Origin of the sequence: Acinetobacter sp. TSRC1-2 (assembly GCF_049895885.1) — a bacterium.
Lineage (GTDB): Bacteria > Pseudomonadota > Gammaproteobacteria > Pseudomonadales > Moraxellaceae > Acinetobacter.
The window spans coordinates 1-20,531 of the sequence record NZ_JAFCTF010000022.1; the positions used below are offsets into that span (position 1 = coordinate 1).

A 20,531-nucleotide genomic window follows, 5' to 3' on the forward strand; every position below is an offset into this window, starting at 1 on the left:
AGGTTTGGTGTGGTAACTCAACTGATGGCTCTAGTCCTCTTATTTTTCAAGTCAATTTCTTATCCGCGATTCGGGTTTTTTTAGAATCTATTGAGCGTAATTTTAAGTATAACTCATTAAAATTGTGGAACATTGATTGAAGAATAGGCGTGGAATGTGAAAAATCCATAAAAAAGCCCACTCACGAATTAATGGGCTTTTAATTATTAAATTAAGTATTTGATTTTTTATACAATAAAAGATGTTATTCCCAAGTAGAAATGTCCTACCTAATAACCAAATAGAAATGTCCTATACTGACATTTCCAAGTCAAGCACAGGATTCAGATTTCGTTGTTGAATTGCTGTTTTCTGTGCACGCCTGCTTGGCATCTTTTGAGAACGATTGCGTTTGTTTTGTTGTTCCAGTTCTTCATGCTGTTGTTGGATATGATTCAGAACAGCACCCAACCGTTTATTCTCAACAATCTCTCGCTGGTTGAGCTGACTTAATTTATCGAAGATGCTGTAATTGATCTTCCGGCCTTCATGCATGATGGCTACAGTACCATCCGGGTATTCCAGGAACTCAAGATATTTACCAATCAGCCTCTGGTTTTCTTCTGTACTCTCCAGGAGATATACACATTTATCATAAGTAATGGTCAGGCTATTGGTGACTCTACGTGGCTCTCGCCAGGTAAAAATATCATCTAATTGCTCAGCTGTTTCGGTGGCAGAGCGGTGTAAGTTCTTAGGATTAAAGGCCATCTTTGCAAACTTGAGATTGAACTGCTCAATAAAGCAGGGTAACCACTTATTCGCATCTACAATCGAACTGATACCTTCCAGGCGCATCTCCTTAATCAGACGGTCCTGAAGGGTTCTGTTGGCCCGTTCCACCCGTCCTTTGGCCTGAGGGGAGTTAGCGAAGATGATAGCGATATTGAGGGTACTGAGTACGCGTCCAAACTGGGTAATCTTGCTGTCTTTCTTGCTACTTTGATTCACCCTAAAGACTGAATGTTTATCGCTGTAAAACGCTAAGGGCTTACCGTGCTGTTCAACATACAAGCGTGTCGAAATCATATAGTCAAAGGCTGATTCTGATTCACAGAAGCGTAAATGCTGCAATTTGCCTGTGGCATCATCGATAAAGACTAGCAGACAGCATTTAGCGGCTCTTCCTTCAAACCAGTCATGGTGTGAGCCATCGATTTGTACCAGTTCACCATAACAATCTCGGTTATATCGAGGCTGATATGGGCGTTTCAGGCGCTTGGAGCGAGGAATCCATAAATCGGCTGCAATCATCCAGCAACGCAGGGTTTCCACTGAAAGATCGAATCCATGAACGGTAGTGAGCTTTTCATGCGCTAAAGTGGGTCCGAAACCATGCAGTTGATCCGAAACAATATTGAGGCACTTGAGTCTGAGTTCTTCAGGAAGTTTGCAGTTGCTGGTTTGGCCACGACCAGCATGGGCTAATGCAGCTGGGCCTTGAGCTTTGTATTTCTGCAGTAAGCGTCTGATCTGACGTTCTGAAATATGAAGTAGCTGAGCAGCCTGGGATTGAGTTATGCGTTGATCGCAGATTTCCTGCAAGACCGACAATCGTTTAAGTTCTTTATCCGACATAGACACCAACATATCAAACCGTCCGCTTCAATAATCGCAAAAGTGCATATTCTAAAAGCGGACATTTTTACTTTGGAGAAACCGGACATTTCTATTTTGGGCTTACATCTGGGCTTTGTATAATCTGCATTATGTTAATTGTAGGAAAAATTAACTTAATTTATCAGGTACTTCCTCAACTATATTATTTTTAGAAAACCTGCTTGCCCACAATGGCAATGGGAAAAACGAGTTTAATGGGTATGGAGGTGCATTCTCGTCATTTCCTAACTCTTTTTGCTTATCTATCAGATAGCTTATTTCCGTATAGTCTTTATGTTGTGGATCTAAATACGCTGGCATTCGCTTGAAGCGATCTAGCATTTTTCGGTGCTGTTTTTCATCTTCAAACTTTCCCCATACTTCCATCATTCGATTCCTATGAAATGAGGTTTCTGAAAAATCTCTCTTTACTAAATGGTCTATCAACAACCCATTTGGACTATTTCGTTCAGGTCTCTGATCATCGTAATACAGATAATTACGGATATAAGCTGATACAAACAAGTAAATTTCTTTGGCTTGTAAGGGGCTATAAGAATTTTTATGGTTTTTAGTTAGCAGTGATCTATCAAAACCAAATTCTGGGTCAAACATTCCTTTAAAGTAACGGATATCAAATTCTAAGATTGAAGCAATAAGTTTGGGTACTTGATCTACCCTGTTGAATAAACCCGTCTGCGTTTTAATATACCACTCGCTAATTTTTTCTAAAGCAGAAGCTTGGTCTACTTTAGTTTCTATACCAAAGTTTCTAGTTCTCTGATTTTTATTGAGAACGGCTTTTTTAATTTCAGACTTCATAACAGAAGCTAATTCATCTAATTGATTTAAATTCATTAAATTTATTAATGCCTTACCATCTAGAGAGATATTGAATGCATCTGCTTCAGGTCTGATTGTAAAAACAGAGGTAAAAAGCTTGTTTTGTGGGTTTTCTTCATTATAGAAAGGATCTGATAAAAGGTTAAAAACCTTAGAAACGTCTTTACCGATAAAATCAGCAATTTGTCCTTTTATTAATTTTTTAATATCTTCTTTACCTTCAAGAAAGGATAAATTTTCTAAAATAATCTGTTCTTTATCTTCAGTTGATTTAGACAATTTCTCTATAGGATTTTCATTTCTAGAAAGCAAAAAACGTCTATTCTGGGTAAGATAATCATAAGTTGTATTTACAACTGTTGCATGTATTACTTGTTTATCTGGAACAGGTATAGACATTATTTTCGATATATAAAAAATAGGATCATGCAAAATTTCATATAAAGAATAATAAGAGTAACTCCGCTTGTAGTCAGGTCTATTTGGAGAAAACGCAATTTTCGCTTGTTCCATTTGACTCAAAATACGTTTTTTACTTGTTTGAAATTGACTAACTTCCTCATCCAATAAAAATTCAATGATCTTAGTACTGCCGCATTCATCTTCAATTAAAGCTAAAACTTTATCAAATATATCAGGAATATCTTTATCAAATGAAAGATTACTTCTAGCTCTATAACTGTATTCATGATTTAGCAAATGAATCATCTTCATTCTTTGATGGAAATTGTCCGCATTAGATTGATTGGATTGTATATATTGCTGTCTCGCATATATAGCGATCATCAATAATTGCTCCCACATCATTTTCCAAGCATTTAAAGTCTGATCAAAAATTTCGCGTTGATTTAAGCCAAGCGCACTATAAATATTTTTTTTCATAAATTTACATTCCGTTACATTTTGATTGATTTCAAAAAATTCTATGAAATTTCGTTTAGCCAATATAAGATTGGCTCAAACCCAAAAAAATAAAAACAATCATCACCATCTAACCATGATATTTAGAATATAAAAAAATACAAGCTAAAATAAAAAAGAAATAGTGATTCATTTTGTTAACTTTATTCACAACAACCACCAATAGACATCGTTTTACAAATAAAAATCATATATATATATTTAAACCAATCACCTAGATGTAAGAGTACATCTAATTAGGGATAAAGTAAAATTATCTGTAAGAGAGGGTATTTAAATGACACCGACAAATCACTTTGCTCAACGTATGAATCAACGTGGACACACTAAAGCAATGATTGAGCTAGCTTTACTTTGTGGGGAGTTATCGGGTGACAAATGTATTGCTAACAAGAAGAACACTCAAAAGTTTATTGATTCGACAGATAGACGAATTAAAAAACTGAACACTATCAGACAGAAAAATTCTCAGCTACATGGTGTTTATCTAGTTGATTTAGAGCTGGAAGAACTTAAAGAACAGCGCCGAATTGCTCTAAAAGTACTAGATAAAGGTGGAATCACTGTTGTATTCGATGCTGATCGTTTAATCACGGCATACAACACAAACAGTTTTAAACGTTGTTAATTTAAATAAAAGAAGAGTTACTTATGAAAAACTTACAACCAGGCTCACATCTCAGCGTTTCAAGAGGTCTGTACTATCATCACGCCATTTATACTGGTGATAATCAGGTTATTCATTATTCTGGTTTTGCAGAAGCCTTTAATAAAGGTTCCATAGAGCAGACAACCCTGGAAAACTTTTTAGGTGGAAGGGATCAATTTACTGTAGTGAATTATCCAATTAATACAGTTATATATACGAATGAAGAAATTGTTGAACGTGCATATAGATGCTTGGGAGAGGATGACTACAATCTTCTTTTTAATAACTGTGAGCATTTTGCATGCTGGTGTGTTACAGGCGAAAAACGTAGTGAGCAAGTAAGAAAAGTCATGCAACATGCAACTAATGCAGCATTTTCTTATTACGCCCTTCAAAGATATGGTCTACTTGCTACGACTTCAGTACCTATAGCAACCACCGCAATAACATCAACGGGAACTTCCGTTTTAACTCATGCGGCTTTTGGGGGGACAATTGGAGCTGGCACTGCTGCAATAGCTTTAGGAACAGGGGCAACGACTAGTGCAACAGTAGGTATGCTTGGGGCAGCAGCTATTGGTGTAACTTCTGTCGCGGCTGCACCGGTTGTGATCACTGCTGGTATTGGTGCTGCAGTCATCGGTGGATTATTTTCTTTATTTAATGATTGAAACTTTAATAACTAGCGGTACAAAAACCGCTAGTTATTAAATAATTTATAAAAAATTACAGGTACACCTAATACATGAAAATAGTAATTAATTGGCACATAACTGAAGCTTGTAACTACGAATGCTTTTATTGCTTCGCCAAATGGCAAAAGAAAAATCAAAAAGAGCTTTTGCATTCAAAGGAAAAAGTTCGGAAATTAATGCAGGAAATATCATTACTGCCTGCTATTTTGAATGTAAAAAATGGAACAGCATTTACAGGAATTCGTCTTAATTTAGTTGGAGGGGAAACCTTTCTTTATAAACAGCAAGTATTAAACATTATCCAAGAAGCACGTAAATACGGTTTTGAATTATCTGCAATTACTAATGGTAGTTCGCTTGATCAAGATCTAATTACAGTAATTGCTACTCAATTTTCCACTATTGGATTCAGCATAGACTCTCTTAGTGATAAGTCTAATCTTGAAATAGGTAGATCTTTTAAAAATACACCTATTAAAAAAGATGAAATATTGAAATATATCAATGAAATAAGATCAATTTCTCCAAATATCGATATAAAAATTAATAGTGTTATTAATCAAATTAACAAAGATGAAGACCTAACTGACTTCATTAAAGAGGTCTCTCCATCAAAATGGAAAGTATTCAAGATGCTTCCAGTGCTCACAAATCAGCATATGATTGATGATTATGAGTTTTATAATTTTCTTAAAAAGCACAATGAGCTACAACACATTATTAGCTCTGAAAATAATGATGAGATGACTCATTCATACTTGATGATTGACCCAATAGGAAGATTTTTTCAAAACTCTTCAACGTCTTGCGGCTATGAGTATAGTTCAGAAATTGTAACTATAGGAATTTCAAATGCTTTAGAAGAAATTGTATTTAATGTTAATAAATTTCTTAAGAGATCCAAACTAATACCAAATCTCAATGTCTTCAATCAAAATCCTTCTGCTGAAATCGCGTAAAAAAAATCGAGTGATGCATTTTATATAGAGTAAATTATGGAAATTAAGTGTAAAGCTTGTGGTCATAAAGAAGATACTTCTCTTCGTTTATTTATCCGAATTATTGGAGGAGCTTTACCAGCCGGAGGATATTGGGCTTGGGTTGCATATTTTTTCGCAGGAACAGGATTTGCTATGCCAATATGTATAGCAATGATTGCAGGAGGAGCAGCACTATTGATGTTCCAAAATGAAATTGTCAAATGGCTTTGTGAAAAAGGCTATAAATGTTCTAAATGCTCTAATAGTAATTGGGAAGCAACCGGAAAATAATGATCCATTTAACATAATGGTGCTTATACGAAATGCGATTGTAATACTTATTTAATATCAATTGGTTATATTGAAATAGAAAACTCAAAAAACAGCAAAAAACCGGCTTGGAAACAAGTCGGCTTTTTTATGAACAGTTTTGATATATTCCGCCAATAAAAATGATCACTTTTTAACCAAAATGAAACTTTTTTCAATGTTCCCGGTCTTCCCAGGGCAGAAAATATCCCCAATTTCTGCGGATAAAACCGGGACAGTTTTTAGCCGATCTTGTACGCATTTGCTCACATCAATCTCGGCCCTTTGCTGCTATCCGGAATACTGAAACTTTCCTATGATGAACTCATCAGGAACAGGATGTTCCAGGACATAAAACAATAATATTAAGTCTTAGCACGTGGAATGTGTGGATATAACGGCAACGGCAGTCACACTAAATCAATAAAAAACCCCGACAGGATGTCGGGGTTTTTTATTGCCTGTAATTTTAGAGCTTCTTAATTCGACAGCATTCAGATATTTTTATGCGCAAAAACACAACAATAATAATTTAAAAGATGTATCAATGATGCATCAAAATACTTGTATTATCTTATTTTTTGATCTAATATCTCTTTATAAGTCTTTATTTACATAAAAAGGATACATCATGACATCATTCAATTCTGAAAGTTCAAAATTTCACGAAATTCTCCGTGAGAAACGTAATGCTCTTAACTTAACTCAAAACGAACTGGCTCAGGCTCTTGGTATTTCGAATGTTATGATTCAACGCTATGAAATGGATTTGTCTAAGAAAAATAGTGCTAGACCAAGTCCTAGTACGATGAAGAAAATTGAAGATTTTTTTTCGGAAACTACAAAATGCTCGGATAAAAGACCTTTGCAAGATATTAGCCTTGATATTTTGCTTGCAGAGATTAAAGAGCGCGGCTTCAATATTCAACTTAGTAGCATCTAGTAATTTTTCATGCGGTGAGTCTTATATCCAGTTGATAAGCTGCATAGAAAATAATTAAAGGTAACAAATATGCGCACAGATCTACTTTTAGAGTTAGCTGATTTCTTAGAAAAATTGGATCCCAATAGATTTGATATTCGCACTTGGAGAAGACCTAATAAAAACTCTGTTGGATTTATCAGTGACCAACAACTCCTGAGTGATTGTAATACTGTTGCTTGTGCTATTGGATGGGCTGTGACTTTGCCAAAATGGAGGGATGCAGGGTTCTATATGGATACTTTAGACATCACTAAAGAACATCTTAGTAGCCCATTAAGTCGTCCATATACAATGGCAATCGTCAAATGGAGAGATAACCCTCAGGTCGACTCTTATGAAGCACTTAAAGAAGGATTAAATCTTCCAATAGGTATGGCAGAGGTTCTTTTTGACTACAATAACTATGCTGATGAAGAGTACACGAGTGGCGGAACTGTTGCCGAACGAATCCGTGAATTCTGTAATACTCCAACAGAAGAACTTTTAGAATTAGTGGTTTCATATACTGATACCGAGTAACTTCTATATAAAATTAAAAATTTCATAAAAAATGGAGCTTTAGGCTCCATTTTTTTAAATGCGTATAACGTGTATTATGTTAATTTTAGGAAAACTTAACCATTTATGATGTACATCTTTTGATTATTTGGATTTTGCCATTTCTGCTGTTTCCCTGTATTTTCAAGAACAACTCCTGACTCTAGCTCAAGAGAAATAATTTCACCTTTTGCATTGATAGTCGCAATAAAGTTTTGAAGCTGATCTTTTCTATCTTTAGGATAGCACTCATATCCTTTAACAATTTTGATTTTGTTCATAAAACAATCTGATCTATAAATTATGCGATTAGAGTACCTTTTTTTGCATAAAATTTCAGGCAAGAACGAGTTTCTTTCGCTATCATCCTTTCTGATTTTCTATTTCTAAAGGTCTTAATTTGAAGTCTTTACGTACTTTAGATTTATTTTCTGGTGCTGGTGGCTTGTCACTAGGTTTTCATAAAGCGGGATTTCATACTGTTGCTGCCATAGATAACAATGCTCCTGCTCTTGAAACTTTTGCCAAGAACTTCATAGGTTCTAAAACCTATAATATTGATCTTTCTGATATTGATAACCCTGCTTTTACTGAAATACAGAATATTGATGTAATGCTAGGAGGACCTCCTTGCCAAGGATTTTCAATAGCAGGAAAACGAGATGTTAATGATCCTAGAAACACATTGTTCATTAGTTACTTAAAGTTAGTTGAAAAATATTCACCAAAAGCTGTTGTTATAGAAAATGTCCCTAATATTCTCAGTATGAATAAAGGTGATTTTGCTAACCAAATTGTTGCTGGCTTAAATCAGTTGGGATATGACGTTTGCGTTCTAAAATTAAATGCTGCTGATTTTGGTGTTCCCCAAAGCAGGAAACGTGCTTTTTTCATTGGTTTAAAAGAAGGTATGTTTCCTATCCATGAATTAGAAGCTTTAAAAATTAGTTCACCAATTACAACAGGTGACGCTTTATCAGATCTACCACTGCTAGAAGAAAATTTAGGATCAGAAATTGAAGAGTACCTGTGTCCACCTTTAAATGATTATCAAAGTTTAATGCGTACTAAAAACAATCAACTCCATAATCATCAAGCAGTTGATCATAAAGAGCAAACCAAAAATATTATTGCTTTAGTACCTGATGGAGGCAATTATAAGGATTTACCAGAAGAGTTACGTTTAACTCGAAAAGTAAATATTGCTTGGACTCGTATGAACAGTAAAAAACCTTGTTTTACGATTGATGCTGGTCATAACCATCACTTTCATTACAAAGCTAATCGAGTTCCAACAGTAAGAGAATGTGCTCGTATTCAATCATTCCCTGATGATTTTATCTTTGTTGGAAACCGTACTAGTCAATATAGACAGGTTGGTAATGCTGTGCCACCATTATTGGCACAAAAAATTGCCGAAATTCTTTATAAATTACTATGACTTATATACATACCGATCAGTTTCGCTGCGCAATCATTCGGGGAAAGGCTCAAGCAGAATTAGACAATTTATTGCCTTACTATGCTTCTGTTATTTCTGAAATATGCCCGACCTCTAAAAAAAACTTTGATACGTTTTTCAACCAAAAACTAGCTAGTTTATTAGGTGAAGAAAATACAAAGAAAACTTTAGACAATCATCGAACTGAAATCGCAGGAAAACTGTTCGGCATGTACTATATTGATGCTGAAAGAGTAGTACATATTTCCGAAAGGACATTAAAATTATTAGAAGATAATGATCAGCCTGCTTTCTTTAAAGATCTATGTTTAAAAATGCAATTCCCATCAGGAATGAATAAAAAACATACTGTTTTAGAGCAAATGCAACATGAAATTAACATACGACAATTATGTTTCCTCATAGCTGTTATAAAAGAATGTGATGCACTAGGTATATATCTAAATGTAAAACAAATTGGATATTACATATTAAATTCCAAATCAGTATTAACTAGACAAGCCAGTGTTAATGAGGTCATACAGCAAATAGTAATTGATACAGATCAAAAAATTTCTAGAGAGATTCCAAACCCTGGCAATGATCCATATTCAACCTTATACCAGCACATAACTGAGCAATTAAAACTTTTACAGTTAGCAAATATTATTCAACGTTATGGAAATTCATTTTATTTAAATCAAAGTGAAATGGCCTTCATTGAATACATGGTGAATCTAGCATTAGAAGCTCCAGATTTCGATTTTTATGGATACCCGAATATACAAGATATTAATGTTTATAAAGATATACAAATATCATGGGACTCTTTTATTTCAAAAATCTCTAATGTTCCTCCAAAATTACTCAATAGTAATGTATCTGAAATTTTAACCTCCAGTCTTTCACATATTCCTAACATAGATCAAAGTATTGCTAGAAACTTTGCTAATACCAAAGATCTTGGAGACGCTGGTGAGGCTTTCGTTTTCGAATATGAGAAAAATTTATTAAAGCCTTATTCGCTAGAAAATAAGGTTCAAAATAAAGCTCATTTACGTGGAATAGGGTTTGATATTGAGTCATTCTCTTATGAAGAAACTCTAGAAAAATACATTGAGGTAAAAGCAACTCGCAGAACAACTCCTATGCCTGAAAATTTTGCAGAAGATATTATTAATGTTACTAGAAATGAATGGATCGCTGCGGAACAACATCAGGATAAATTCTACGTTTATCGTGTAATCTTCCATAATACCGGTGTCCAATTATTCCGTATTCGAAATCCATTCAAACACTATTCAGATGGAACTATTTCTGCCATTCCTCTAACATACCGCCTCTCTTTCCCAAATCACTCAGGTTCATTCCAAGATGTTTAATGTTGTATCTTTATTCTGTGGCTGTGGTGGTGCTGACCAAGGAATCCTGGGAGGCTTTAGCTACTTAAATAAAAGATATAAAAAGCAAAACTTTAAGGTGATTCATGCTTCTGACTTTAACGAAAAAGCAGTAAATACGTATAACGCAAATTTTTCACACAAAGCTGAAGTAATTGATATAAATCAACTTACGCTTAGGCATATTCAAGGCCAAGTTGACGTAGTTGTAGGTGGATTCCCATGTCAGCCATTTTCAACAGTTAATCCTAGCAAACAGCCTGAAAAGAAAGAATCTCAACTTTTTTGGGAAATGGCTCGAATTATTGAGGAAACTAAACCCAAAGCCTTTATCGCAGAGAATGTAAAAGGCTTCTACCGTTTAAAGCAAGGTTACTACTTTGATTTAGCATGTAAGCAGTTCGAATCTATTGGCTATACAATTAATCATAAATTAATTAACTCTAGTGATTTCGGGGTTCCTCAAAAGAGAGAGCGTATTTTTATTGTTGGTATTAGAAATGATCTAGCACAAACCTTTGAATTTCCTGACTCCACTCATGGCGAAGGGCTAAAACCCAAATCTAAATTAAAAGATGTTATTGATAGTCTTTGGCCTGAAGATGAGAAATACTTTTTCTCACAAAGAGCAGTGGAAGGGGTCAAAAAGGCAAAACCAAATATGAAACGAGCATTAGCTCAAGATCTCAACGAACAATGTCTTACTATCACTAGCCACTTGGCTAAGGTTAGTCTTAATTCTCGAGATCCCGTTCTTCTTGTAGATCCAGCAAAAGAACTTTATAGAAGGTTTTCTCCAAGAGAAGCCGCTAGAATCCAATCTTTTCCTGATAGTTTCCACTTTGTAGGATCTCAAGGAGATGCTTATCGTCAGATTGGAAATGCAATTCCGCCTGTAGTTATGTGGCATCTTGTTAATAAATTAGAAGACTATCTGAGTAAAGAAAATCAACTTGAATTATTTAGTTCCCAAGTCTCGAATTTCTAAATCACACCTTCATAAAAGATGCTTTTAAAAGCATCTTTTTATTTGAAATAAGATTATTTATATAAAGTTCAAAATTTAGAAAAATCATTAATATATTTCAAATGTATAAAATATTAAGTTTCCCTAAGTTCTAGAAATGGGTCTGTCCCCTTAAGAAAGTCTGAAATGATATCAGCCATATGAGTTAGATCCTTTTTAGACGCTCGAATTTTACATTCCCAAATAATACAAACACGCCAATTAAGATCTCGTAATAAATGTACTGCTCGAGTGTCATTACTCCGATTTCTGAAAATTTTTTCTTGCCAAAATTCGGGGCGAGTACCTGGTAGTTTAAATAAACGACAATTTTCGTGTCCATGCCAGAAACACCCATGTATAAAAATAACAGCATGATATTTAGGTAAAACAATATCGGGCTTTCCTGGCAATTCCTTTACATATAAACGGAAGCGGAACCCCTTACGATGAAGAAGGCTCCTAATTATTAATTCAGGTTTGGTATTATGGCTTTTAATTCCAGCCATCATCCGGCTGCGAGTAGCGCTATCAACAATATCTGTCACTAGGTTATCTATTCCTAATCATTATAATAATGAGAATAGAACTTTACCCTTGGCATTAGAGTTACATAATGTTCGATATATAATTGATTTGTTCATCTTCAAGTTAATTAATGATCTTCTCACTTAACATAAAATCTCATCTACGAAATGCAGCAGCACGTGCTAGGACCCAATTAAATCTTTAATTGGGTTCACATCAAATACTCTATTGGTCACGATAAGCCCGAACTTTCTCAAAAATCGGATAAAAGTCCAGACCATCATCCTTCATATCTGAAATTACGATCGCAATCACTGCAATGCTAGTGGGCACTTTACCGTTCTTTTTATAGTTGGTAATTGAATTCGCATTCATATCTAAAAGCGCTGCAAATTCTTTAATAGAAAGGCCAGACTTACCTATAAGTCTTTGAAATTCTTCGTAAGGCATAGTTTTAAAAGCAGAATTGTTCTGATGGAAAAGTATAGCACAGATCATTTATTTACATTTAAACACATAAATAGTGTGATTAACACACTATTTATGTGTTTAAATAATCTTATCAAGCAATTTTACTCTTTTGATAGGACTTGTTTTTATGAACCATTTCGTACAGCCCAAGCTTCTTATTTCTTCTCAAACAAAAAAGATTGGATTGGCATTAATTAACGATCTTGAACTTTGCATAACAGCACGATTGGCTTTTTATCTAGATGTAAATCCTTGCTATGACGGCCATGAAGCAACATTCATTTGGACCGAATATTTTTTACAAGATCACCCTCAAGCCGAATTTTCTGAAGTTAGAGAAGCCTTTCTACAACTTATCCCAGGATGTTAAACGATGATAATGAAATCTGTATTTTATGAGTCAAATACAGATTTCAAATTCTCTTGTTTATGACTAAGGGCTATCAAACTCGTATGAATGAAATTCTTCGGGATGCAATGCTGAAAGAGTTAAAGAATCATTAATAAAAAATGGAGCTATAAGCTCCATTTTTTATAAGACTATGAATTAAATTTTCTCAAATAACTCTGCAGCAATCTTCCTAGCTAAATTATCTTTATCAGCATCTATTTCTGGTAAACCAATAGTATATTGAATTGCCTCTCGACCTGCGATTTCCATAGGTCCATAGTCATCATAATCCTCACCTGTATAAGCATTGTAGGCTCTAAAATCATCCTGCGTGAAATCAACTCCACACATTTGAGCTAAGTAGATGTATAACCATGCTTCTCCATGATTTTTGAAGATTTCTTCATACAGGAAGTATTCTATAGCGCTCGTATCACCTCGATTAGGCATTCGCTTTATTCATCATCTTCTTTGAATAGGGATTCGATTTCATACCAACTCGGAAATTTATGCTCTTTGGGCACGACTTCAAACTGCAATTTGACACTATTAAGGACCTTCTCAAATAAATCGAAAGAGCCTGTAAAATGACCGTTCTCGATCTCAGAAATCGTTGTTTTATTGACTCCAGATTTCGCCGACACTGTTTTCTGTGTGTAGCCTAGCTCTTTTCTTGCTGATCGAATTTTTTCTCCAATTTCTTTTCTAGAAGCCATTTTTATCTCGAATTTCAAACCCTATTGTTTGCTATATAGCAAACTTTACATATTTTAAGTATAAAATTCGCTATATGGCGAACTTTATACATTAGATTAAGATTATTTAATGAGCAAAGACTGTAAAAATTATTTAACTTTTTAATTCCCTAGTTTTTCAGAAAAATAGAAAAAACTAGGGAATCAGCTTAGCTGGATTACTTAGAAAAAATTTAAGATTAAATTATTTATATACAAATACTTAAGCAATTAAAAGATAGTTTTATGTCGTCAAATAAATATAATTTTGATTGTTTTTTAAACAATTTGTTCATTTCACCTAGGGTTTGCGATTGTTTTTTGTACAAATCGTTCATTTTACATGAATGTTTAGAACATCTAATTTTTTGCTGTAAGCATTGCTATATAAGACTTTCAGACTTTAAAAGATAGTTTTATGTCGTCAAATAAATATAATTTTCGAATTCACATGTTTATGACTAGATTTTCAATTAAATAAGGCATCTTTTTTAGAAAAAAATAATAGTTCAATCCCTCAAATTTTCCCAAAAATAACGCCCTAATTAAAATTTACCCCATTTTTCTCTTTAAAAAGACTTTGTTTTTTCAATGCTGATATAACCCATTTTCAGATAAGCAAGCCTACCTGTGCCCACAAAAACTTCGTTTTTTGTGGGCACAGGGACTTGTTAGGGGTTCCCCCTAAGACCCCAAGCCCATCACAGATAGGCAAGTCAACTTTGTTGACTTAAGAGCAAAAGCAAAAACTTATTAAGGTGCAAGATGGCAAAAGATAAAATCAAGAAATTCAGACTTACTGATCTACAGCTTGAGCAACTGCAGCAACAACTCAAAAAAGAAAATACAAATTTCACGGACTTCATTCACTCGTTGATCGAGCGTGAAGTCATGCAAAATGCCATCACCGTTCAACAACAACCGGTAGAAATAAAACCCGTTCGAACAAAAGTAAAAACAGTCGTTGAAATCGTTAAACGCTACCAAAAAACAGACCCGGATTTATTGCTCGAACTCGCAAAAATCGGCAACAACATTAATCAGATTGCACGCGCATTAAACATTATTAAAAACGCAGATCAGCAAGAACAGCGCAAACTCGAAATTTTCAGCATTCTTTTAGTTTTAAAAGCCATTCAAACAGAGTTAGAACAAGTATTTCCAGCGCTACCGAAAATTAACAGACAAAGTCCTGACAAGCTTAAAAACAGGCTTAAAAAGCAAATGGACGACTTAAATCTTGACAAGGAACTAGAACTACCTTCGATTGTTTTAGCTGAAAGGGACGAAAGTGCACATTAAATTTTTCGAGCATGGGAAGGGCAGTCCTGCCAAAGCATCCGCATACGTACTCGACAAGCTTGATCACATGGGGAATGTTCGTGCAGGCGTTGATGTTTTGCGAGGTGATGCAACCACGTTTAACGCAATTTGTGATTCAAGTCCGCATCTATGGAAATACACCAGTGGCGTGATTGCATGGTCAAAAGAAGATGCACCAACAGATGAGCAGATCAAAGAAGTCTTAGACGATTTTGAAAAACATGCATTCGCAGGTTTAGACCCATCGCAATACCACCTTTTTGCGGTGCTACATACGGATCAAGACGGTTCGAAGCATATACATATTCTGGCACCACGCCTGGACATACAAAGCGGAAAATCACTGAATATTGCGCCCCCAGGTCATGAAAAACATTTCGACTCATTAAGAGATTACTTCAACACAAAATATCAATGGTCACGTCCTGATGATCTGCTTTTTTCACAGACCACACAGAAACCTAACCACGTTGCAAAACTTAATGTTCAAGCATCAAAGATTTTATCAAACCAAGACATTGAAAATTTGCCTAAGAAACAGTTTTGCAAAGCAGTGGACAACTGGGTCATAACAATTTTAAAAAATCCGCTGATAAACAACAGAGCAGATTTAGTTGAGTGTATCAAGCAAGTTGAGTCCGTTGAATCAGTCAAACAAAGTAAAGAGTTTCTAACAGTCACACTTATAAATGGCAAAAAACACAGATTAAAAGGCGATTTTTATCATGAGCAATTCGAAGCTAAACTTTATACAAAGTCTTACGGAGCAGCAGCAAAAAGCAGACCAACTGGAGCTAAGCTTGCAGCAGCTCTCACATACGCTGATCAACTTCGAGCAGCTTATCGAGCAAAGCGAGAAGCCTATAATCAACAGCACTACGCTTTTGCGCAAAGTACAGCAGACGACAATAGCCCTAGAATCGCATCTAAGCTCGATTTTGATCCAGATAGAGAATCTATCACCCCAAGCCATAAAAGAAACAACAGCGAGCTACAAAGCGCAAATAGACGTACTAATGACTCAGCTAGCGAGTATAGATATTGCGGAAATATCAAAAGTGAAATTGAGCATCGATTCGTTTTCAATATCAATTCAAGCTCTACAAAACCATATCAACAGCCAGTTGCAAAGCCTTTCAATCGACAAACAGAGCCTACAAAAGAGCCTTCAAGCCCAAATACAGCAAGTGATAGCGAACCAAAGCGAATATATCGAGAGCGCAATACAAACGCTGATCACGCAAAAATTGGGCGAACAGAGATCAAAATACATTCTTGGGGGGATGATGGTTTTTGGACTGCTGATTTTTTCAATCGTTTTATATCTGGGCTATCAAGCCAATACAAATCGAAAGACCATCAAAGCTCAACAAGAAGTCATTCAACAGAACTCACAAATAATTTCAAATCAAAACAGCAACATGAATTAATTACGGAAGAAAACAATGCAAACCGAAATCGACCTTTTTTTGAAAGAACAAAACGCCTTATTGAGTCAACAAAACAGCTTGTTAACCGAGCAAAACAACGTATTGAATCAACAGGTCAATTCATTAAAAAGCATCTTGAGCAATTACAGCGAAGTCGAGCAGAGCTTACAAAACAAAATCATCAACTTGAATACAGAGAAAGAAACCCAGCAAGCCTTGATCCAGGCCATGAAATCCGAACTTTTAAAGCTCGAACAGGGCAACTTTTCGGAACAGTTACAGCAAGCATTTCTAGAAAACTTAAAGATCCAATTACAAGCGCTATTAGCGAGAGCATTGAATCAACTGGATTTAAACAGCGTTGTCAGCAATTTAGTGAAGACCGAATTAAAACCGATTCAAATGACCATTGGCACACAGCAGACAGACATCGAGAAAGCACTCTCGAAAATCTTGCAATTGAAAGTACCAGAGAACTTTTACAGAGATTTAGAGATGCAGAGCGAGCGGATTGGCATGCTTGCAAAGACGGTAGAAGAATTAATAAGATTAATCAACAACTTGAACGGCTAGAAAGCACCGTGGCTGAAATTAGGCTCAAGCCAAAGCCAGCGACAGATTTTCATTTTAGTTCATTGCGCAGTGACAACTATTACCCGGATTATGTCGGCTATCACAAAGAACTATGCGACAAACAACAGCAAGCCTATAACAGCAAGGATGTATTGCTATTGATTGATTACACACAGAAAAAATCGGAAAATTTGGAAACCTACATGAGTCGAGCCAGTGCGAATCTGAACAGATCGAACTATGAACAAATTGAGCAGATCATCAAAAACGATCAACGCATGCTGAAATATCTGCAATGCGAGAAAATTTTAGAGCCGCAAAATACTAGTTTTGAACAGCAAAGGGATGCATACCAAACGTGTTTAAAGCGTTTTGAGAATATCAAAAGTGATATTGACCAAATTGAAAACTTATCCCCTCAACACAATGTTTCTCAGAAGGATGAATCTGAATACAAAACAAAGCCAAAAAATGATTTAGATTTTAATTTTTAGTTAATCTAAACAATTATTTACCGAGCGAGTGTCTACGAGCGACTGAGCGATATAAAAATTTCGTCCTGTTTTTTCCCTGATTACAAGCTCCATTTTGCTGCTAAAGGAGATTAACAGAGCAAAGCGATTAGTCCATATTTGAGCCTAGATCGAGCGTAGCGAGCAAAAAAGCTTTATGAGCGAAGCGAATTCCGAGTTGCTTTTGATCTTGCTTTTGCTTTTTTCTAAAGTCACGAAAATATTAACCAAAAAATTGTCCCGTCGAATCGAGCGAAAGCGAGATTCAATAGAGTTTGAGCGTAGCGAAAACCAAGGGCAATTTTTCATATTTCCTTTTTAATTATATTTTAAATCTTTTAATTATTTTAGGCAGCTTGAAAGCCTTTTATATCAAGGCTTTCAGAGTTTAACTATGACGGATTGACTACTAACTATGACGGATTGACTACTAACTATGACGGATTGACTACTTAACTATGACGGATTGACTACTAACTATGACGGATTGACTACTAACTATGACAAGTATATATTTGTCATACTTAAAAAGAATTAATGGTTTTATTTTGAATAAAAATCATGTTGTAAAATCAAATCAAGTTATAGAAGCCTCGTATCAATTAAGTGCTTTAGAGCAACGTATTGTCTTAGCGGCCATTTCACGTATTCCCAAAAATCAGCTGATTACCGATGACGAGCTATACCCTGTGAGTATCAGCGAATTGCAACTATTAGGCGTGCATGAGAAAACAGCTTATCGAGATCTAAAGGATGGTATTAATAGACTCTATGAAAGATCTATTAACCTCAGTATTGATGATAAATCTATAAAAATGCGATGGGTACAAGAAATCCAGTTTTTAGATAGTCAAAGTGTTATTGGTATTCGATTTTCAAAACCGATCCTACCTTTCATATCTAATTTAAGCAGAGAATTTACTAAATATGCTCTATCAGACATTGCTGGAATTAATAGCGCATATGCGATACGTATTTACGAGTTACTAGTTCAATATCGTCAAATAGGTAAACGTGATATATCGGTTGATAGCTTAAGAACGATGTTAGAACTCGGCAAAAAATATCCATTATTCGCCGATTTCAAAAAACGAGTAATTGATACAGCTGTCGATCAAATTAATGAATATAGTCCTTTAAGCGTAAAGTATGAGCAGAAAAAAACTGGTCGTAAAGTCACTCATATTCAGTTTTCATTTAAAGAGAAATCCAAAAGCATTGATCATCACAGTGAACCAAAGAAGTTTTATAAATTAACAGATGCTCAAATCAATATGTTTGGTAATCAACTGTCTCGTCTACATGAACTCTCTCATTTAGCGAGTCAAGGAGAAAGTTACGATGTCCTAGCAACAAAAATCAAAGAAATGCTGAGAGATCCAATACAACAAAAGCAGTTTTTACCCCACTTAAAAAACCTTGGCTTTAAAGCTTGAGTGTATTGGAGAATACACATATTGTATTCTCCAATACGTTTTCAAAATACACAGCAATACACTATGAATACAACTACAAAATACAGTGTTAGTGATGCTGCAACCCTGTATAAAAAATCTAGAGCTACACTATATAAAGATATAAAAAATGGTGTTTTAAGTCGTGACCATGATGGTTTTATAGATTTTTCAGAACTACTTCGTGTCTATGGTGAGCCTTTTGGAGCAAAACAGGCAAAACGTATTGATACGTCTTCAATACAAAATCAAAATACACCTGAATACACTGATAAAACAGTAGTAGAACTAAAAAGCCAAATCGACTTTCTAAAAAAACAATTAGAAAAAGCCGAAGATCGTGAATCCAAGGCAAACGCTCGTATAGATACGCTTCTAACGCTCATTGAAATGAAGCCTCCCACAACCAATATGACTACGTTTACCGATCAAAAACCGGTGCAACCAAGCATGGACAAAATAGCTCCAGAACCGGGCACAGTAGAAGCTAAACATGACGGATTGACTACTCCGGAACAAACTGAAAATAAGCGCATTCCAGTGCCGGAGCACGTTGAACCAGAGCCATCGACAAGGGGCTTTTGGAGTCGGTTTTTTAGACCCTATGATTAACCAAGATTGTTTAACTGATATGAATAAAGTCGTGAAACAATGATTAAATATTCAGCGTGGAACGTGAAAAAATCATAAAAAACCCATCCGGGCTAGAATGGGTTGTTAAGTTTAGACTATACCACTGAAATTAAAGAATAAAATATAAGCATTTCGTATAAGGTGTATTATGTTAATTGTAGGAAAATTAAGAAATTAGATGTAGGTAATAGATCTATTTTGCTAATCAAATTATTGATTTAATGCACTATAAATAATTTCTCCATCATCTTTATTGATTGTAGACAATGTTTTCAAAAAAACAGGCGTTCTAGTGCAAAGCTCTCTAATCTCTTTTGCTTTAAGAGGCTTTTCTAAAGCAACATAATCTTCTAACTCTTGGTAATAACATTCTTCGGGATTACCATAGTGGTCAGTTTTTTTAGTTATACCCGAAGCTTTCCCATAGCCAGAAATGCCCTTTCCATTAGCATATAAAAATACAATATCACCCTTTTTGATTCTGTTTATTTGCTCCTTGTAACCACTTTCAAACGCTGCTGCATAACCATTATTAATCATAAAATCATGATCATCTATTGAATGACGTTTACAAGTATTAAGAAGAAAATACCTTTGACCATTTGAAATATTTTCACTTTCTGCTGATTTATTGTCCTGATCTTCTTCTTGTTCAAGAAGTTTCTTTTCCTCAGCTTTATAGTTTTCTATGGCATCGGTTAATAAATCTAAAATTATTTCTTGCTTAGTCGAGTCGAAGAATACAGCTAAGTCTGAAATTATTTCATCCATAACTTGTGGAATTTTTACTGATGTAGAAATCATTTTGGTTTCCGTAGATTGTTTTTTATGAAGTTTTTCTATGAGACTCATTTCTTACCACCTTTTAAAAGTTATTAACAATTTAATAAAAACTAAAAATAAAGTCAATAGCTTTAAAATTAAAAGTTAATTAAAAGTAATATAACGTTTGAGCATAATGTATTTTCTCTAAAACGGAAAAGCCCAGATCTTATGTCTGGTGTTATTCCCAAGTAGAAATGTCCTACCTAATAACCAAATAGAAATGTCCTATACTGACATTTCCAAGTCAAGCACA

General features: G+C 34.9%; 21 protein-coding genes and 2 pseudogenes. 15 read left to right on the plus strand and 8 right to left on the minus strand.

All coding sequences use genetic code 11. The features are described from left to right. Positions 1–291 precede the first annotated feature (291 nt). Both ACP69Y_RS15960 and ACP69Y_RS15965 read right to left on the minus strand, forming a co-directional pair. A complete protein-coding gene (locus tag ACP69Y_RS15960; protein ID WP_425919448.1) occupies positions 292–1,617 on the minus strand; it encodes an ISNCY family transposase in 1,326 nt (441 codons plus the stop codon). 150 nt (positions 1,618–1,767) lie between these two features. After that, positions 1,768–3,363, minus strand: a complete 1,596-nt coding sequence (locus tag ACP69Y_RS15965) for a hypothetical protein (protein WP_425919430.1) — start codon at positions 3,361–3,363, stop codon at positions 1,768–1,770. Between the two features lie 316 nt (positions 3,364–3,679). Here ACP69Y_RS15965 and ACP69Y_RS15970 point away from each other — a divergent pair, with 316 nt between their 5' ends. The 6 genes from ACP69Y_RS15970 to ACP69Y_RS15995 all read left to right on the plus strand — a co-directional run bounded on the left by ACP69Y_RS15970 (position 3,680) and on the right by ACP69Y_RS15995 (position 7,539). Further along, positions 3,680–4,030: a hypothetical protein gene (locus ACP69Y_RS15970; protein WP_323712918.1), complete on the plus strand. Its 351-nt coding sequence runs from the start codon at positions 3,680–3,682 to the stop codon at positions 4,028–4,030. 23 nt (positions 4,031–4,053) lie between these two features. Further along, entirely contained in the window at positions 4,054–4,722 is a 669-nt protein-coding gene (locus ACP69Y_RS15975; RefSeq protein WP_425919431.1) for a lecithin retinol acyltransferase family protein, read from the plus strand. Between the two features lie 74 nt (positions 4,723–4,796). Continuing rightward, positions 4,797–5,705, plus strand: coding sequence for a viperin family antiviral radical SAM protein (locus ACP69Y_RS15980; RefSeq protein ID WP_425919433.1), 909 nt, complete (start codon positions 4,797–4,799; stop codon positions 5,703–5,705). Between the two features lie 36 nt (positions 5,706–5,741). Then, positions 5,742–6,017, plus strand: coding sequence for a hypothetical protein (locus ACP69Y_RS15985; protein WP_425919434.1), 276 nt, complete (start codon positions 5,742–5,744; stop codon positions 6,015–6,017). Positions 6,018–6,666: 649 nt separating this feature from the next. Then, complete coding sequence (locus ACP69Y_RS15990; protein ID WP_425919435.1) at positions 6,667–6,978, plus strand: helix-turn-helix domain-containing protein; 312 nt, start codon at positions 6,667–6,669, stop codon at positions 6,976–6,978. A gap of 69 nt (positions 6,979–7,047) precedes the next feature. Then, on the plus strand, positions 7,048–7,539 hold the full coding sequence (locus ACP69Y_RS15995) for a hypothetical protein (protein ID WP_425919436.1): 492 nt from the start codon (positions 7,048–7,050) through the stop codon (positions 7,537–7,539). A 95-nt stretch (positions 7,540–7,634) separates the two neighbouring features. Here the strand turns inward: ACP69Y_RS15995 and ACP69Y_RS16000 are convergent, their stop codons facing one another. Further along, positions 7,635–7,838, minus strand: coding sequence for a hypothetical protein (locus ACP69Y_RS16000; protein ID WP_425919437.1), 204 nt, complete (start codon positions 7,836–7,838; stop codon positions 7,635–7,637). A gap of 119 nt (positions 7,839–7,957) precedes the next feature. Between ACP69Y_RS16000 and ACP69Y_RS16005 the strand changes: the two genes are divergently transcribed. Genes ACP69Y_RS16005 through ACP69Y_RS16015 form a run of 3 tightly spaced genes read left to right on the plus strand, consistent with a single transcriptional unit; the run spans position 7,958 to position 11,386 of the window. Continuing rightward, complete coding sequence (locus ACP69Y_RS16005) at positions 7,958–8,998, plus strand: DNA cytosine methyltransferase (RefSeq protein WP_425919438.1); 1,041 nt, start codon at positions 7,958–7,960, stop codon at positions 8,996–8,998. After that, positions 8,995–10,380, plus strand: coding sequence for a protein NO VEIN domain-containing protein (locus ACP69Y_RS16010; RefSeq protein WP_425919439.1), 1,386 nt, complete (start codon positions 8,995–8,997; stop codon positions 10,378–10,380). Before ACP69Y_RS16005 ends, ACP69Y_RS16010 begins: the two co-directional genes overlap by 4 nt. After that, positions 10,373–11,386, plus strand: coding sequence for a DNA cytosine methyltransferase (locus ACP69Y_RS16015; protein WP_425919440.1), 1,014 nt, complete (start codon positions 10,373–10,375; stop codon positions 11,384–11,386). The genes ACP69Y_RS16010 and ACP69Y_RS16015 overlap by 8 nt, the downstream gene beginning before the upstream one ends. 113 nt (positions 11,387–11,499) lie before the next feature. Here ACP69Y_RS16015 and ACP69Y_RS16020 read toward each other — a convergent pair whose 3' ends face one another. Beyond that, a complete protein-coding gene (locus ACP69Y_RS16020) occupies positions 11,500–11,952 on the minus strand; it encodes a very short patch repair endonuclease (protein ID WP_425919441.1) in 453 nt (150 codons plus the stop codon). 205 nt (positions 11,953–12,157) lie between these two features. Next, the gene (locus ACP69Y_RS16025) at positions 12,158–12,382 is read right to left on the minus strand and encodes a hypothetical protein (protein WP_026056423.1); all 225 of its coding nucleotides are present in this window, start codon (positions 12,380–12,382) and stop codon (positions 12,158–12,160) included. Between the two features lie 148 nt (positions 12,383–12,530). Here ACP69Y_RS16025 and ACP69Y_RS16030 point away from each other — a divergent pair, with 148 nt between their 5' ends. Both ACP69Y_RS16030 and ACP69Y_RS16035 read left to right on the plus strand, forming a co-directional pair. Continuing rightward, positions 12,531–12,773, plus strand: a complete 243-nt coding sequence (locus ACP69Y_RS16030) for a hypothetical protein (RefSeq protein ID WP_425919442.1) — start codon at positions 12,531–12,533, stop codon at positions 12,771–12,773. A gap of 65 nt (positions 12,774–12,838) precedes the next feature. Further along, positions 12,839–12,907: pseudogene (locus ACP69Y_RS16035) on the plus strand (BrnA antitoxin family protein); the annotation flags it as partial. A 43-nt stretch (positions 12,908–12,950) separates the two neighbouring features. Here ACP69Y_RS16035 and ACP69Y_RS16040 read toward each other — a convergent pair. Continuing rightward, positions 12,951–13,238: pseudogene (locus ACP69Y_RS16040) on the minus strand (hypothetical protein); the annotation flags it as partial. Positions 13,239–13,249: 11 nt separating this feature from the next. Next, a complete protein-coding gene (locus ACP69Y_RS16045) occupies positions 13,250–13,510 on the minus strand; it encodes a helix-turn-helix domain-containing protein (protein ID WP_425919443.1) in 261 nt (86 codons plus the stop codon). Positions 13,511–14,293: 783 nt separating this feature from the next. On the opposite strand from ACP69Y_RS16045, the gene mobC reads away from it, so the two are divergent. The 4 genes from mobC (at position 14,294) to ACP69Y_RS16065 (ending at position 19,432) form a co-directional block, all read left to right on the plus strand. After that, complete coding sequence (gene mobC, locus ACP69Y_RS16050) at positions 14,294–14,830, plus strand: plasmid mobilization relaxosome protein MobC (protein WP_425919444.1); 537 nt, start codon at positions 14,294–14,296, stop codon at positions 14,828–14,830. Positions 14,831–14,897: 67 nt separating this feature from the next. Then, on the plus strand, positions 14,898–17,348 hold the full coding sequence (locus tag ACP69Y_RS16055; protein ID WP_425919445.1) for a relaxase/mobilization nuclease domain-containing protein: 2,451 nt from the start codon (positions 14,898–14,900) through the stop codon (positions 17,346–17,348). A 518-nt stretch (positions 17,349–17,866) separates the two neighbouring features. Next, a complete protein-coding gene (repM, locus tag ACP69Y_RS16060) occupies positions 17,867–18,802 on the plus strand; it encodes a replication initiation protein RepM (protein WP_425919446.1) in 936 nt (311 codons plus the stop codon). 63 nt (positions 18,803–18,865) lie between these two features. Then, the gene (locus ACP69Y_RS16065) at positions 18,866–19,432 is read left to right on the plus strand and encodes a plasmid replication DNA-binding protein (protein WP_425919447.1); all 567 of its coding nucleotides are present in this window, start codon (positions 18,866–18,868) and stop codon (positions 19,430–19,432) included. A gap of 231 nt (positions 19,433–19,663) precedes the next feature. Here the strand turns inward: ACP69Y_RS16065 and ACP69Y_RS16070 are convergent, their stop codons facing one another. Next, positions 19,664–20,305: a hypothetical protein gene (locus ACP69Y_RS16070; protein WP_125281728.1), complete on the minus strand. Its 642-nt coding sequence runs from the start codon at positions 20,303–20,305 to the stop codon at positions 19,664–19,666. Between the last annotated feature and the right edge of the window lie 226 nt (positions 20,306–20,531).